6 protein-coding genes are annotated in these 16,772 nt (G+C 64.6%); all 6 read left to right on the top strand.

Features of this window, described 5'->3' with window-relative positions; translation table 11 throughout:
• Positions 1 to 105: 105 nt before the first annotated feature.
• From LT85_RS01695 to LT85_RS01670, 6 genes are read left to right on the top strand one after another with little or no spacing between them, the layout of a single operon-like run.
• Positions 106 to 6,339 (top strand): type I polyketide synthase, encoded by a 6,234-nt coding sequence (locus tag LT85_RS01695; protein ID WP_038484514.1) that lies wholly within the window; start codon positions 106 to 108, stop codon positions 6,337 to 6,339.
• A gap of 23 nt (positions 6,340 to 6,362) precedes the next feature.
• Positions 6,363 to 11,921, top strand: a complete 5,559-nt coding sequence (locus tag LT85_RS01690; protein WP_038484511.1) for a beta-ketoacyl synthase N-terminal-like domain-containing protein — start codon at positions 6,363 to 6,365, stop codon at positions 11,919 to 11,921.
• Complete coding sequence (locus LT85_RS01685) at positions 11,918 to 13,663, top strand: PfaD family polyunsaturated fatty acid/polyketide biosynthesis protein (RefSeq protein ID WP_052134542.1); 1,746 nt, start codon at positions 11,918 to 11,920, stop codon at positions 13,661 to 13,663. Before LT85_RS01690 ends, LT85_RS01685 begins: the two co-directional genes overlap by 4 nt.
• A gap of 52 nt (positions 13,664 to 13,715) precedes the next feature.
• Entirely contained in the window at positions 13,716 to 14,510 is a 795-nt protein-coding gene (locus LT85_RS01680; protein ID WP_052134540.1) for a thioesterase II family protein, read from the top strand.
• Positions 14,507 to 15,274, top strand: a complete 768-nt coding sequence (locus LT85_RS01675) for a 4'-phosphopantetheinyl transferase family protein (protein WP_052134537.1) — start codon at positions 14,507 to 14,509, stop codon at positions 15,272 to 15,274. Before LT85_RS01680 ends, LT85_RS01675 begins: the two co-directional genes overlap by 4 nt.
• On the top strand, positions 15,258 to 16,730 hold the full coding sequence (locus tag LT85_RS01670) for a polysaccharide pyruvyl transferase family protein (protein WP_038484508.1): 1,473 nt from the start codon (positions 15,258 to 15,260) through the stop codon (positions 16,728 to 16,730). The genes LT85_RS01675 and LT85_RS01670 overlap by 17 nt, the downstream gene beginning before the upstream one ends.
• Positions 16,731 to 16,772 lie beyond the last annotated feature (42 nt).

Raw genomic sequence — 16,772 nt, 5'->3', positions numbered from 1 at the left:
TGAACGCAAGGGCGACCTCCGGCGGCGCAACAAGCCGCAGGCGGTCGCCCCTCAAGAAACAACCAAAACGACCAACCTGTTTTTCACTGATAAAGAGAATCGGAAATGCTCATCAACCAGTCACAGCCTAGTCCGGATGAAGCGCCTAGCAGCTTCGCCTCCTCCCCCATTGCGGTCATCGGCATGGCTGCGCTCATGCCCAAGGCCAACAGCCTGAAAGAGTACTGGAGCAATATTCTCAACGAGAGCGAATGCCTGGAAACCGTACCGTCCAGCCGCTGGCGGGTGGACGACTATTTCGACGCCGACCCCAGCGCGCCTGACCGCACCTACTCCGACCGCGGCGGCTTCATTCCCGATATCGCCTTCGATCCCATGCTGTTCGGCATGCCGCCGAAGTCTCTTGCATCGACCGATGCGGCGCAGATTTTTGCATTAGCGGTCGGCCGCCAGGCTTTGATCGATGCAGGTTACAACCCAGACGCTGCGGGCCAGGGACGGCGCTTGCCCGCCGACCGCGCCGGCATCGTGCTGGGAGTATCCGGCACCACCATGAAACTCACACTGGAAATGGCCAAGCGCAGCGAAATCCCGAAATGGATCGACACGTTGCGTCAGGCCGGCATCGACGAACGCGCCATTGCCAGCGTGGCGAACGCCATGCGTCAGCATTATCCGGACTGGACCGAGGATACCTTCCCAGGTTTCCTGGCCAACGTCGTCGCCGGCCGCATCGCTAACCGTTTCGGCCTCGGCGCCGCCAGCTATACCGTCGACGCCGCCTGCGCCAGCTCGCTATCGGCAGTGCGGCTGGCATGCCAGGAATTGCGCAGCGGCGCCGCCGACATCATGGTCACCGGCGGCGTCGACACTGACAATTCCAATGTCGCCTATCTCAGCTTCAGCAAGACGCCTGCGCTGTCAAAGAGCGGCAAGGTCCGCTCGTTCGACGCCGATGCCGACGGCACCATGATCTCGGAGGGGGTCGGCATGCTGGTGCTCAAGCGCCTTGACGACGCCATCGCCGACAAGGACCGTATCTACGGGGTAATTCGCGGTCTCGGCGCCTCCACCGACGCCGCCGGCGGCGCCATCTACGCACCGCGCAGTTCGGGCCAGATCCGCGCACTGCAAGCGGCTTACGCCGACGCCGGCTTCGACCCGCAATCCATCGGCCTGATCGAAGCCCATGCAACCGGCACCGTGGTCGGCGACGCCGTCGAAATCGAGTCGCTTGAAAGCGTATTCGACGCCACCGACAATGCAGTCGCGCTGGGCAGCGTCAAGGCCCAGATCGGCCATACCAAGGCAGCAGCAGGCGCGGCCAGCCTGATCAAGACGGTCCTGGCGCTGTATCACAAGGTGATCCCGCCGACCATGAACGTCCAGGCGCCGAATCCGCGCCTGAATCTGGACAACGGACCGTTTTACCTGCCACGTCACGCCCGGCCATGGCTCGCGCCTGCACACGGCCCGCGCCGCGCCGGCGTCAGTGTGTTCGGCTTTGGCGGCGCCAACCTGCATGTCGCGCTGGAAGAGCATGTGAACGACCATCCGCTGCCTAGCCACCAGCAAGCGTTGCCGATCCTGCTCAGTGCCGCCACGCCGGCGCAGCTGGCGCTCACCTGCCGCAAACTGGCTGGCGAGATAGAAAGCGGCGACGCCGAAACGTTGCTGTGGCCGCTAGCCGCAGTGCCGTCAAGCGACGCCCGCATCGGCTTGCTGGCGCGCTCGCGCGAAGCAGCTCCCGCGCTGCTGCGCAGCGCTGCCGATATGCTGGAGAAACGATTGCAGGAAGATACCTGGTCACTGCCGACCGGCGTCCATTACCGGCGTCAGGCCATGGCCGCCGATGCGCGCGTGGTTGCCGTATTCAGCGGCCAGGGTTCGCAAACCGTCGGCATGGGCGCTCGCCTGTCGATCGATTTCCCGCAGGTGCGCAAGTATTTCGAAGCGTTCGATGCCGCCGGAAAAGCCAGCGGCTTCAAGCCGGTTTCCAGCCTGATCTTCGCTCCCGACAGCTTCGACGCCAGCCGCGTCGAAGCCCAGCGCAAGGCGCTGACGCACACGCTGCACGCCCAGACGGCAATCGGGGCCTACAGCATGTCCGCCTATTCCCTGCTGCGCAACGCCGGCTTTACGCCAGCTATCGCGTTCGGCCACAGCTTTGGCGAATTGACCGCATTGTGGGCCGCAGGCGTGTTCAGCGACCAGGCCTATCGCAGCGCAGTACTGGCGCGCGGTGACGCATTGACGCCGCCGCCCGGCGCCAACGCCGGCAGCCTGATCGCAATCAGCGCCGCCGCTGAACGGGTAACCGAGCTGTTGCCGCAAATACCGGGACTGGCCATCGCCAATCTGAACAGCCCAAGGCAAACCGTGGCCGGCGGCTCCCGTGAGGTGTTGACCAATGCGCTGGAAGTCTTCAAGCGCAACAACATCGATGCGACGCCAATCCCGGTTGCCGCCGCCTTCCATACCGAACATGTCAATTACGCTGCCGAGCCCTGGCATGCCGCGTTGGCAAACATCGAACTGGGCGCCCCCGCCTTGCCTGTGCTGGCCAACCTGAACGCACAGCACTACCCGGCAGACGCCAGCGGAATCCGCGATTTGCTGGCCCGGCAGCCGTTCGCCGCAGTACAGTTCCGGCAACAGATTGAGGCTGCATACGCCGCTGGCGGCCGGATTTTCGTGGAGATAGGCCCGCGTGCAATCCTGACCAGACTGGTCGACGACATCCTCGGCGACCGCCCGCACGTGGCCCTGCCGGTGGCGCACGATCCGGCCGGCGACGACAGCCGACAAATCCAGGAAGCCATGGTGCGGCTTGCAGTTCTGGGGCAAGCGCTGCAACTGGCGACCCCGGCTTTCAAGAAAATTCCGGCCAGCGCTTTATCGGTCCAGATCGGCGCCCATATCATCCGCAACCCGAACCAGCCTGCCTGGCCGGTAGTGGAAAAACCGAGCGGCGCGCTGGCCGGCATCTTGTCCAAGCTGCAAGAACCAGCGCAGGCGACGACGCCTGCCGATGCCTCAGCTGTGCAACTGAATACGATGCTGGCGGCGCAGAACCGGCTTGCAGAAATACACCAGGATTTCCTCGACAGACAGGCGACGCTGGCGCACAGCCTGGCGCAGCATTCACCTTCGGCTGAAGTCATGGCTGAAATTCAACGCAACCAGGCAAGCATCAACGCTGCACATGCCGCCTTCATGCAAGGACAGCAGCAAGCCATCAACCAGTTGGCGGCCAGCGGTGGTGCTGCCTTGCCTGTCACTGCCGAGATTTCTTCACTCCCGCTTACCCCTTCTGATCTTGCGAATCAGGGCCGTGCGCCACAAGCGCCCGCTCCTGCGGCACAAGTCACTGCGCCGGCCGATCCTGGCGTTTCCTCCATTCATATCCTGCAGCTATTGACGGATATCGTCGCAGAGAAGACCGGCTTTCCGGCATCGCTGATTGAAGCCCAGATGTCGATCGAAGGCGACCTCGGCGTCGATTCCATCAAGCGCGTGGAAATACTCTCAGCCATGCGCACGGCGCTGGGCGCACTGCCTGCGCCAGAAATACTGTCGTCGGCGCGTAACCTTGCGGAACTTGCGCAATGCATCGCGCAAGCCAGCGGCGAACCAATCAGGGCTGCTGCAGTTCCCGTTGCCGCGCCCGTTGCGGAACCTGTCCAGGTTGCGGCGACGGCTGCGTTACACGTCAGCCCTCCCGAACAGAGCAGCCCGACGGCTTCGGTATCCGGCATCGGCGCCTTGCTGTTAAGCACGGTGGCTGACAAAACCGGCTACCCGGTCGACATGCTATCGCTCGACATGCGGCTGGAGGCTGATCTTGGCGTCGACTCCATCAAACGCGTCGAAATCCTGTCCTTTATCCGCGACACACTCGGGTTGCAGAGTCATTCAGCCACCGACCAGCTGCGCAACGCCGCAACGCTGGCGGATATCGCCGCATTGCTCGGACACCAGGAGAATTCTGGCGCAAGCACGGTTGCCGTCGAGGCGTCGGCACCAGCTTCAGTCCCAGTCCCAGTTCCAGCCACTGTCATTGCGCCACCAGCCGTCGCTGTTGCCGTTGCCGATAAGACCGGCGACGTATTGACCCTGTTGCTGCAAACGGTCGCAGACAAGACCGGCTTCCCGGCTGACATGCTGTCCGCCGAAATGCGGCTGGAAGCGGATCTCGGCGTCGATTCCATCAAACGTGTCGAAATCCTCTCCGCCGTGCGCGATACGCTCGGCATAGCGGTCTCTGCTGCGGCCAGTTCGGATGCTTTGCGCAATGCGGCTACGCTGGCCGCCATCGCCGAATTACTGAGTGGCGCCGCCAGCGAGGCGACAGCGGTTGCAGCGCCGCCAGCCGCGCCGGCGCAACCTGAATCCCAACCTGTTGCGCCAACGTTGCAACAGCCCGATACGGATATCAGTAACCTGCTGTTAGCGACCGTCGCGGAAAAAACCGGCTATCCGGTAGACATGCTGTCGCTCGATATGCGGCTTGAAAGCGATTTGGGCGTGGACTCGATCAAACGCGTCGAAATCCTGTCCAGCGTGCGCGATACCTTGGGCATTGCCGCCGGCTCGGCCAGCGACGAATTGCGCAGCGCCAGCACGCTGGCGGAAATCGCAGCATTGCTTGCCCATGGCCCCCGCGTCCAGGCTAGCGTCTCGCCGTGGCAGCCTTTGCCGGTTTGCGCGCAGGCCTTGCCCTATCCGCCGCAACCGCGCAATCCGCAAGCCAACGCCGGCAAGACAGCGCTGATCTTCAGCGATGGCGGCGAGCTTGGCAGCGCGGCGACCGACGGTTTGCTGCAAGCAGGTTACCGGCCGCTGATCATCCGCCTGGATGGCTGGATGGCGCCAAATTCGAAGCAAGCGGCCAACGCGCATGTCAACGCACATGCCAGCACACATATTATCGACGCGTCGATCGACACCCTGGCGGCGACGCTGACATCGCTCGCCCAACAATTCGGCACGCCGGCAATCGCCCTGCTGTTGCAAGCAACGGATAGCAAGGTCGCCAGCCGCAATCGTCTTTCGCTGGCGTTGCGCACCGTGCGCGTCATGCTGCCATGGCTGGATGGCCGCCAGGGCCGGCTGACCTTGCTGGCCGCGGCCCGGCTTGACGGCAAACTCGGCAGTCTTGGCGCGCCCGGCGGCGATCCGGTCGCCGGTGGCCTGGCCGGCCTGATCAAGACGCTACGGCTGGAAGCAGAAGGCGTCGCCGCACGCTTCGTCGACCTGGCGCCGGAATTAAGCCCGGCGGCAGCCGCGCAATCCCTGCTGGCGGAAATGCACGATGCCGATCATGCTCCGGCCGAAACCGGCTGGACCGCAGAGGGACGCTGGACGCTGGCGTCTGCGCCGGCTACCCCTGAACAGCAAGGCGCTTTGCCGCCACTGCGCGCAGGTGACCTGGTGCTGGTTACCGGCGGCGCTCGCGGCGTGACTGCGCACTGCGTACAGGCGCTGGCAGCCACCGTAGCAGCGCATTTCGTCCTGATTGGACGCACGCCGCTGGTCGAGCGCGATCCTGCCTGGGCCGAGAACGTCAACGACCCCGCCACGCTCAAAAGCAACGCGCTGCAACACCTGCGCAGTAATGGCGGTACGCCGACGCCGCGCATGCTGGAAGACAGCTGCCGTGCAGTACTGGCCGCACGGGAAGTGCGGCTCACCTTGCAAGCAATCGCCGCCCACGGCGCCCAGGCGACTTACCTGCCGCTCGATCTGGGCGACGTCGCCGCCACTCGCAGCGCGATCGCCGCATTGACCGCGCGCCATGGTCCTGTCGCCGCGCTGGTGCATGGCGCCGGCGCACTGGCCGACCGCAAGATCGCCGACAAGACCGAGGCCGATGTCGAAATCGTGTTCCGGCCCAAGCTGGACGGTTTTCTGACCTTGCTGGAAGCGCTGCGTGACGCGCCGCCGGCGCGCACCGTGCTGTTTTCCTCAACCGCCGGCGTCTCCGGCAATGTCGGCCAGGCCGATTACGCAATGGCCAATGAAGCGCTGAGCAAACTGGCGTTCCACCTGCCGCATGTATGGCATGGCACGCGCGTGGTTGCTCTGGCCTGGGGGCCGTGGGAAGGCGGCATGGTGACGCCGGCTCTGAAAAAGATGTTCGCAGAGCGCGGCATCGGCTTGTTGCCGATTGCCGACGGCGCTTCCTTGTTTGCTGCCGCCCTGAGCGGCACCCGCGCCGGCGGTTATCAGTTCGTGGTGGGCGACGCCATGCAGGCCCCCGCCAGTGGACAGGCCGCCGCCGTTACCCCCACCCAATATGCCGGAACCGCGACAACGGTTCTTGCTTATTCCATCTAAGCGGTCGAAGAGGAGATTTATTGATGTTTCCGTTAGATATCACAGGCATAGGCTGCCTGGTGCCCGATGCCGACACACTTGCCGGTTTCTGGGACAACCTGGTGGCAGGAAAACGTTCTATCCGCACCGCCGACAAGCAAGACTGGGGCGTCGACCCAACCCGCTTCATACAACCCGGGCGCGGCATCGCCGACCATACGTCAAGCATCGAGCTCGGCAAACCGGTCGGCTATGAATTCGACCCTAACGGCTACCTGCTGCCGCCGGAATTCCTGGCGGCGCAGGATCGCTGCATCCAATGGCCGCTGGCGGTGGCGCGCACCGCGTTGAGCGATGCCGGCATGTGGCCCGGAACCGATCTGTCGCGGGTCGGCATCGTGCTGGGAAGTTACGCCTGGGCCGCCAGCTCGGCCAGCGACGCCATCACCCGGCCACTGTACGATACGGCGCTGGCGCAGGCCCTTGCCAGCGCCGCACCGAACAACCCGTTGCAACTGAGCACAGGCCGCGCCACGCCTAGCACGCATCCCGAATCGGCGCGCGTTTCCGGCGGCATCACCACTACCCTGGCGCAGGCGCTCGGACTCGGCGGCCCGCGCTATGCCATCGACGCCGCCTGCGCTACGTCCCTGTATGCGATCTATCTGGCGGCGCTGCACATTGCGTCGGGCGAGGCGGACAGCATGCTGGTGGTCGCCGCCAATGCCTTCGATACCTTGTTCGCCAATTTCGGCTTTGCCGCCACCCAGGCGCTGCCCGACGGCAGCACCAACCGCCCTTTCGATATCGGTTCCGACGGCGTAGCGCCAGCCGACGGCGCTGTGGCGCTGGTGCTGCGGCGCGCCGCCGGCCACAGCACGCAAGCCTATGGCACCGTGCGCGCCATAGGCTTGTCCAGCGACGGCCGTGGCCAGACCCTGACCGCGCCCAATCCGAAAGGCCAGCTGCTGGCTTGCGAGCGGGCTTATGCCCAGTCCGGCATCGATCCGGCTTCAGTCGCTTATGTTGAATGCCATGCGACCGGCACCCGGCTGGGCGACCGGGTAGAACTGGAAACCGTGGCCAAGGTGTTCGGCCCCAACCAGCCGGTCGGTTCGGTCAAATCGAATGTCGGCCATCTGCTGACTGCCGCCGGCGTCGCCGGCCTGGTCAAAACCTTGCTGGCGATGCGTCACAACAACATACCGGCCACCGTCGGCATCCTGAATCCGCTGTCGCGGGAAATCGCAGGCACGCCCGCTATCCTGATGGAAAACACGCCCTGGCCGGGAAGCCACAAACGCGCCGCCATCAATGCCTTCGGTTTCGGCGGCGTCAACGCGCACCTGATCCTGGACGGTCCCGGGCAGGCGGGTGGTGAACAAGGCCCGTCGCGGCGGAAAGGCGGCACCGCCCTGCTGACCGGCATGGGCGCCGCCATCGGCGATTGCCCGGATCTGGTTTCGGTGGCGCATGCCTTGGCCGCCGGAAGGCCGCGTCTGCGGCCGCTACCGGAGCAACGCCATGCCGGTCTGTCGCTGCCCTGCGCTGCACCGGCAGGCGCTTATCTGGAACGCGTCGCCATCGATGCCTTGCGCTTGCGCGTGCCGCCCAACGATATCGTGCGCATGCATCCGCAGCAGCTGCTGATGCTATCGGTGGCCGACGCCGCCTTGCATGATGCCGGCATCGTCCAGGGCAGCCGCACCGCAGTCATCATCGCCGGCTCCATGGACCATAGCGGCCACCGTTTGATGGCGCGCTGGGAATCTTCATGGCGGCTGGAAGACAGCCTGGACGCCGCCGGTTTCAAACTGACGCCGGAAGAACGCACCGGTCTGACCCAGGCAGTACGCGAAGCCTTGCACAATCCGGTCGACGCCGTGGTCATGCTCAGCTATGTCGGTAGCCTGCTGGCCAGCCGGATTGCCGCCACCTGGGATTTCTCCGGCCCCGCTTTCATGCTGACCGGCGATGAAACCGGCGCCCTGCGCGCCATGGACCTGGGTGCGCAACTGCTGGCTGAGGGCGAAGCTGACGCGGTGCTGGTCGGCGCGGTCGACCTGGCTGGCGCTATCGAAAACCTGATGGTGCGGCTGGCCTCCGGACGCGATATCTCACAGCCGTTGGGCGAAGGCGCTTGCGCCATCGTGCTGGAACCGTCGGCGGCGGTGCAACAACGGGCGCAGCCGGCCTATGCCGAATGGCGCGGCGCCGGCTTCGGTTCAACGGCGGCAACCGCTGCACACAATGCTGGCAATGCAAGCGCCATTCAGGCAGCCTCGATCGGTTTGTTCGAGACCACAGAAACATTGCCTGCGGCCAGCTTGCTGGGCGGCCGTCCGGCATTGGCCAGCGCTGCCGCCGTCTTCGGCCATAGCCGCATGGTGGCGCCGCTGCTCGGAACGCTGCATGCGGCGCTGGCGCTCAACGCCCGCACCGTGCCGGCCTGGGCTGGCTGGAAAGAAAGCAAAATCCCACACGGCCTGAGCGAAGCGGATGCCTATGTACCGACTGAAGCCCGGCCATGGTTCCGCCCGGCTGCAGGACGCCGCATCGCCGCCATCCTGGCGCAAGACGCCGACGGCAGTTCGGCGCAGGGCTTGCTGGCGGAGGCCCCGGACGGCGTCGCCGCCAAAGCCATAGCGCCGGCATTGCCGTTGTTGTTCCCGCTAGCAGCGGAGAATAGCGCCGCCTTGACCGAACATGTAGCGGCCTTGGTGCGCGAACTCGGCAATGGCGCCGATGCTGCGGAACTGTGCCGTGCCGCAATCCGCGACTATCAGGCCGAGCCGCCGCTGGCATTGGCGCTGGTAGCCGACGATAAAACGGAATTACTGGCCGAAGCGACAGCCGCGCTGGCGCAATTCTCAAAAGGCGCAACTGAATGGCAATCACCGCGCGGTAGCCGCTATACCTCGCAACCGCTCGGCCGTGAAGGCAAGCTTGCCTTTGTGTATTCAGCCTTGAACACGGCGTTCACAGGATTGGCGGCGACGGTGGCGCAACTGGCGCCGCAATGCATCGAGCAGATGACCGCGGCGCACCATGACGCCGGCCGCGCCATCGGCAGCGCACAGCTCTATCCGCAAAGCCTGGCGCCACTCACGCCGGATGCACGGATGGAGATCGAAGAGCAACTGCTGCAAGATAACAATGCCTTGATCAACGCCGGCATCCTGTCGAGCTGGCAATACACAAAATTGCTGACCGAGCGCATCGGACTGCGCCCCGGCGTCCTGTTCGGCCATAGTCTGGGCCAGTCCAGCATGCTGTTCGCCAACGGCGTCTGGGCCCCGGGCGATGCCTGGGGTGAGCGCCTGAAGGGACTCGACAGCACGCTGGCCAAGTTATCCGGCGACAAACAAGGCGTGCGCGAACTGTGGCAATTGCCGCCAGAGGCCCCGGTTGACTGGGTAAATTTCCTGGTGCTGGCGCCAGCGGCAGCGGTGGTGGAAGCTGCCAGCCATGAGCCGCGCGCCTATGTCAGCCTGATCAATGCGCCGGATGAAGTCACTTTGGTCGGCGAGCGCGACGCTTGCGCCCGTATCCTGCAAAAACTGGGCGCCGATGCAGTGCCGGCGCCAGACAGCCTGGCGATGCATTGCGCCCCGGCGGCACAGGAACGCGCCAATATCGCAGCCCGCTTCAGCGTTCCGATTGGCCCCCAGCCGGCTGGCCTGCTGTTTGCCGGCGGCGCACCACGCAGCTGGGATTCGGAGGCATTGGCGGAGCGGATCGCCGGCGACCTGGTGGCGCCGCTGGACTTCCCGGCGCTGACCGAGCAAGCCTATGCCGAAGGCGCCCGCTTGTTTCTCGAACTGGGACCGGGCGCCAACTGCAGCCGCTGGATCGGCAAAACGCTGCAAGGCAGGCCGCACGCCAGTTTTGCGCTGGGACGCCGGGATCAGAGCGATGCAACGATGTTCATCAGGCTGCTGGCCTTGTTGGTGACGCATCGCGTGCCGCTGGACCTGGCCGCAATTCTCGACACGCCGCCGCTGGTGAAGAAACCCGCACTCTACAAGGACCTGGTGTTCGGCAAACCCGCCATCGGCAAAACGCTGGTCGAATCGCTGCGCAAGCAAGGCCTGGATCAGGCTTTGTCCAGACCGCTTGAAAAACCCCAACCTCTTACTACCATGCCTGCAACGGCTACCAGGAACAGCATGACTACATCCGATACGCATCACGCCCCGCCAGCGCCGCTGCCGCCCGCCGACGCCTCGCTGCACAATCTGCTGCAAAACCTGGAGCAGCAGGCGCAACAGCACGGCGCCCAGCTCGCCACGCAGCACGCAGCGCTGACCAGCCTCCTTAACCTCAATCCAAATCCGCCGCCAACTGCCCTGCACGGTGGCCTGGCCGCGAATCCCTCGCCGGCGCGGACGATCTTGTTCAGCGAGGCCGACATCATGGAATTCGCCGAGGGGCGGGTCGCCAACGTACTGGGACCGCAATACGCGGCCATCGACAAACTGCCGCGCCGGGTGCGTGTGCCGGGTCCACCGTTCATGGCGGTCAGCCGCGTCACCCACATGTCAGGCACCCACGGCAAGCTGGAAGACGCTCGCATCCGCACCGAATACGACATTCCCGATCCGGCATGGAACGCTGTCGATGGCCAGGTATCGTACCTGTCGCTGGATGCCCAGGGCGTATTGTTCCTGGTCGGCTGGCTCGGCATCGATTTCGAAAACCAGGGCAAGCGCGCCTATCGCTGGCTCGACGCGCAACTGACTTACCTGGGGCCGATGCCGCAGGCAGGCCAGCGCGTCGAATACGATATCCATATCAAGCAGTCATTCCGCAACGGCGACGCGACCCTGTTCAAGACCGATTTCCTGGCGCACGTCGACGGCCAGCCGATGCTCAAGATCGAACACTGTACGGCTGGCTTCTTCACCTACGAAGAACTGGCCAAGGGCGCCGGCATTACGGACCAGCACCGGACTCCGCGCAAGGTCACGCAAAGCGCATTCCGCGCGCCGCTGACGCCGCCAGGACGGGCGCTGGAAAATGCCGACCTGATCGCCCTGGCGCGCGGCGATATCGCACAAGTGCTATCGCCTGCGCATGCCACCGGTGGCCGCAATCCGTCGCTGCGGATTCCGCCGCCGGTCATCCAGTTCATCGACAGGGTGACGCGGATTGAGAGCGGCGGCGCCTACGGACTCGGCGTCAGCGAAGCCGAATTCCGGCTGGACCCGCAACACTGGGCGATCCGTGCGCACTTCAAGGACGATCCGATCTTCCCCGGACCTTGCATGATGGAAGGCGCATTCCAGCTGCTGCAGATCCATGCGCTGGCGCTTGGTTTGCAGACCGCCGTCAGCGGCGCCCGCTTCCAGCCTCTGCCAGACCGGCCGATCCTGGTACGCTTCCGGGCCCAGGTGTTACCGCAGAATCAGTTGTTCGGCTATCGTGCCGATATCGTCGAAATCGGCTTGAGTCCGGAACCCTACCTGATCGCCGATATCGACCTGATCGATAACGGCCGCGTGGTAGGACGGGTGGAAGGATTGGGCATCCGCCTGGTCGGCCAGTCGGCGCCGCAAAGCAGCCACGGCGCACTGGCGCCGGCAAGCGGGGTGGCGCTATGAGCTCCGCCGCGTACAACGTAGAGCGCAATGTAGAACACAACGCAGAGCAACTCGGCAGCGCCGCTTTCCGCCAGCGCCATGGACTTCGCCTTGCCTACATGGCAGGCGCGATGGCCAACGGCATTGCCGGCGAAGCGCTGGTAGAGTCCTTGACGCGAGCCGGCTGCCTGGCCAGTTTCGGCGCTGCTGGCCTGTCGCTGCAACGTATCGAGAGCGCCATCGTCCACCTGCGTGCGGCCTTGCCTGGCAAGCCGCTCTGTTTCAATCTGATTCACACGCCGGACGATCCCGAACTGGAACTGGCGCTGGTCGAGCTGTACCTGAAAAACGGCATCGAAACCGTCGAGGCATCAGCCTTCATGTCGCTCAGCCCTGCCATCGTGCTGTACCGTGCGCGCGGCGCTCATATCGACGCCGCCGGCCGCGCCATTGCACGCAATCGTGTGATCGCCAAGGTCTCGCGGCGTGAAGTCGCCGAGCCCTTCTTCCGCCCTGCACCGGAAACGATCCTGTCCGCCTTGCTGGCCAGCGGCGCGCTGACGGCCGGCGAAGCGGCAGCAGCACGGCTGTTGCCGGTAGCCGACGACGTTACTGTGGAAGCGGATTCCGGCGGCCACACGGACCGCCAGTCGCTGGTCTGCGCGTTGCCGGCGCTGGCTTTGCTGCGTGAACGCATCGCCCGCAGTTTTCCGGCGGCGGCCCGGGTTGGCCTCGGCGCAGCCGGCGGCATGAGTACGCCGGCTGCGATTGCAGCGGCTTTCGCCATGGGCGCCGACTATATCGTGACCGGATCGGTCAACCAGGCATGCGTGGAAGCAGCTACCTCTCCCGCCGTCAAGCGACTACTAGCAGAAGCCGACCTGGCTGACGTCGCGATGGCGCCGGCGGCTGACATGTTTGAACTGGGAGTGCAAGTCCAGGTGTTGAAACGCGGCAGCTTGTTTGCCGTCAGGGCCGCCGCGCTGTGGGACCTGTATCGCGCCTTCCCGTCGCTGCAGGCGCTGCCGCCGGCAGAACGCGAGCGGCTGGAGCGCCAGTTTTTCCGGCTGCCGTTTGCCGAAGTCATCGCCGCAACCGACGCCTTCTGGCGCGAGCGCAATCCGGCGCTGGCCGAGCTGGCTGCGCGTGATCCGAAGGTGCAGATGGGGTTGGTGTTCCGTTGGTACCTGGGGCAATCCTCGCGCTGGGCGATCCAGGGTCAGGAAGATCGCCTGTTCGACTATCAGGTCTGGTGCGGACCGGCGATGGGCGCGTTCAACGCCTGGGCTGCCGATACCCGCTTCGCCAGGCCGGAAGCGCGACGCGCTGCGGAGATCGCCGAGGCGCTGATGCAGGCTGCGACAGAACGTTCCCTCAATAGTGCGGCGCCATCGCCCGTGCTGCACGACGCGTCGCCGATAGCGCCGTTGATCGCTGCAGCTGACATCCAGGCGACCGCAGGCTTGCCGCAGAGCGAGGAGGATATCCAGGAGTGGCTGATGGAACAGATCGCCGACCAGCTTGCGGTCTCGACCGACGAGATCGATCCGCGCCGCACCTTTGAAAGCTACGCGCTGGATTCGGCGCGCGCGCTGTTGATCCTGACGCGGCTGGAGACCCGGCTCAGCCTGAAACTGTCGCCGACGCTGATCTGGAATTATCCGACCATCGAGGCGCTGGCGGCGCGCCTTTACAAGATGTCGCAGGCTCGCACCACACCGGCCGAAGCTACGACTGCGGCTGAAGCGGCGCAGCCGGCATGAAACAACCGCCATTTATCAGAAATCAGAAACCAGTCATCAGGAATCAGCAACCATGCCGACTACTCAAGCAACCAAGACTTTTCCGGTCCAGCGCCCGGATCCCTACAATAACTGGCTGATGTTCCGTAAGCCGCGTCCGCAGGCAGCGATCCGGCTGCTGTGCTTCCATCATGCCGGCGGCGCGGCGCTGGCCTACCGCTCCTGGGTCGACCGGATGCCGGCTTTCGTGGATGTCTGCCCGGTGCAACTGCCCGGACGCAGCACACGCATGAACGAAGAGCCGGGCCGCAACGTCGACGTCATGGTCGCCTCCCTGTTGCGCGCCATCGAGCCGCTGCTGGACCGGCCGCTGGCGTTGTTCGGCCACAGCATGGGGGCGACGCTGGCGTTTGCCGCCGCACAGGTGCTGGAACGCAAACAGGCACAGGTCGTGCATCTGTTTGCGGCCGGCCGCCGGGCGCCGATCCCGGAATACAAGACCGATCTGCACCGGCTGACGGACGTCGGTTTGGAAGCCTATCTCAGGAAACTGGGCGGCACGCCTGACATCGTGTTCCAGGAACCCGACCTGAGAGCCAACGTATTCTCGCTATTACGCGCCGATTTTGAAATGAACGACCGCTTCACCGCCATCGGCCGATTGCAGAATGTGCCGATTTCAGCCATGGGCGGGAATCAGGACGAACACGTCCCGGTAGCTGCGCTGGACCACTGGCGCGGTCTGACAGGCGCGGGCTTTAGCAGGCATTTGTTCCAGGGCGGCCACTTCTTTGTGCGCGATGAAGAAACCGCCGTGATCCAGCATGTCTCTTCGACCCTGGCGGCGAGCGTGGAGTATTCGCTGTGAATGAATTTGCGACCGGGTTGGCGACGGAGTTGGCAATCGAGTTAGCAATCGATACGCATAGCATCCATGTCATCGCCATCGCGCTGGACGACACCGAACCGGACTACGCGTTGTTGTCCGAAACGGAGCGTCAGCGCGCCGGTCGCTTCTTGCGGCAACAGGATGGCGCGCGCTTCGCCGTGGCGCATAGCGCATTGCGGCGTTTGCTGGCCGCTGCGCTTGAAATTCCGGCCACAGAACTGCACATCGCCGCCAGCAGCGACGGCAAGCCCTGGCTGCTGCGGTATCCCGGGCTGGCCTTCAACCTGAGCCACTCCGGCGCCGTCGCCATGATCGCGATCGGCCGCGACATGCGGCTGGGTATCGATATCGAACATCGGGAACGCCTGGCCGCCGCACATTTCGACTGGCGCGGCATTGCCCGTTCCTATTTCACCCAGCGCGAGCGCACGGCAATCGGCGCCGGCGCCGATGCGGCATATCGCTTCCTGCAAATGTGGACGGCGAAGGAATCAGTACTGAAAGCCATCGGCAGCGGACTGTCGGAACTGGAGCAAGTCGAAGTCGCTTTCGACGACGCCGTTCCGCTGCTGCTGTCCAGACACCACCTGCGCTGGCGTCTGATGCCGCTGGCGACCGCCGACGGCCATCCGGCCGCCCTGGCACACGATGGGCCGCCCCGGCCGCTCCGCTACTGGCGTTGGGACGGCTCCCTGCAACCTGCATTCACTGAAAAGAACATCTCTTATGTCCAAGCTGCTTGAAGAATTCCTGGCGTCCAACGCCGCCTATCCCGTCATGTACCGCCAGCTCAACCAGTTGATCGGCAGCGCCGCCAGCCTGCCGCCGCTGACCAGGGAGCCCGGCGCGCCTTTACGCTTGCTGTTCGCCGGCTATGCCGGCGGCGGTAACACCGGCTCCGATGTGCGGGTAGCGGAAATGATGCGGCAGGTGCGTGCCATCCTCGGCCGCGACAAGGTGGTGATCGGCCTGGTCGCCACCGGCGAAGAACTGCCGCCCGATTTGCTGGACGATGTCATCCTGGAACCGGTGCTAGACTATTTCCCCGACTTTCTCATGCAGACCATCCCGCGCTATGACGGCGTGATCGCCTGCGACGGCTCCATGTTCAAATCGAATTTGTGCTCGATGTTGTCCGGTATGCTGGGCGGCGCGCTAGGCATCGCTGCCGCCGCCGGCAAGCTGGCGGTCGGCTACGGCGCAGAGGCCGGCAAGATGGACCCCGACCTGAGTGAATTTGTCGCCGGCCTCGGCCGCGCGCCGCTGGTCTTGTGCCGCAACGAGGAGTCCCGGGCCGTGCTGGAACCGCTTGGCCTGCGTACCACAGGCGGCGCCGACACCGCATGGACTTACCAGGCGGAACCGGCTGCCGCCACCACGGAACGGTTGCGCGCGCTGCGCCTGGAACACCGGCCGCTACTGGTCGTATGCCCGATGAATCCATTCTGGTGGCCGGTGAGCCCCGACTTGCGCAAAGCGCAGGAACTGGAACAAACCGGCGCCCATCGCGAGCTGCATTTCGGCAGCCTGCTATTTCATCCCGACGATGAAACCATCCGTACACGCTATGCAACCTACCTCGACGCACTGGCTTTCGCGGCGCAGCAATGGCAACAGGAAAGCGGCGGCAGCGTGCTGATTATCGGCATGGATAAAGTCGACCGTATCGCATGCAACGATCTCGCGACCCGTTTCGAACAAACGCCGCCGGTGGTGGTCAGCGGCGACGCGCCGCCTGCCGCCATGGTCGGCCTGCTGCGGGCAGCCGACCTGTTGCTGAGTTCACGTTTCCACGCCATCGTCACCAGCATGGAAGCAGGCGTACCGGCGGTCGGCGTCAGCATGGATGAGCGGATCGCCAATCTGCTGGGTAAAGACGAGATCGGCCGCCGCCTGTTGAAGGTCGATGCTGTCGATTTACCGGAACGGCTGGTCGCCGCCCTGCGTCATGCAGAAGCGGAACGTAGCCAGATCCACGCGCAAACGCGCGCCGCGGTAGTGACGCAATTGCGCAGCATGGCAGAGATGGGAATGCGTTTTGCCAGGGAAGTACAGCGTTTCCATCCTGATTTGCAGACGCCGGACGAAGCAGGCCCCTGGACCGCTTTCCTGCCGTCGCTCAGTCCGCAACTGGAAGAGCTGATAGAGCTGATTGCACCGCATGCCATCAGGGCCGAGGCTAGCGCTTTAAGCGCGTAAGAATGTTGATGCGCCTTTTGGCGCTGGTTGTTGTCATATTTT

It is taken from the genome of Collimonas arenae (assembly GCF_000786695.1).
GTDB classification, from domain to species: domain Bacteria; phylum Pseudomonadota; class Gammaproteobacteria; order Burkholderiales; family Burkholderiaceae_D; genus Collimonas; species Collimonas arenae_A.
Note: the sequence above shows the minus strand (reverse complement) of the source record. Positions and strands in the feature narration are given on the sequence as shown.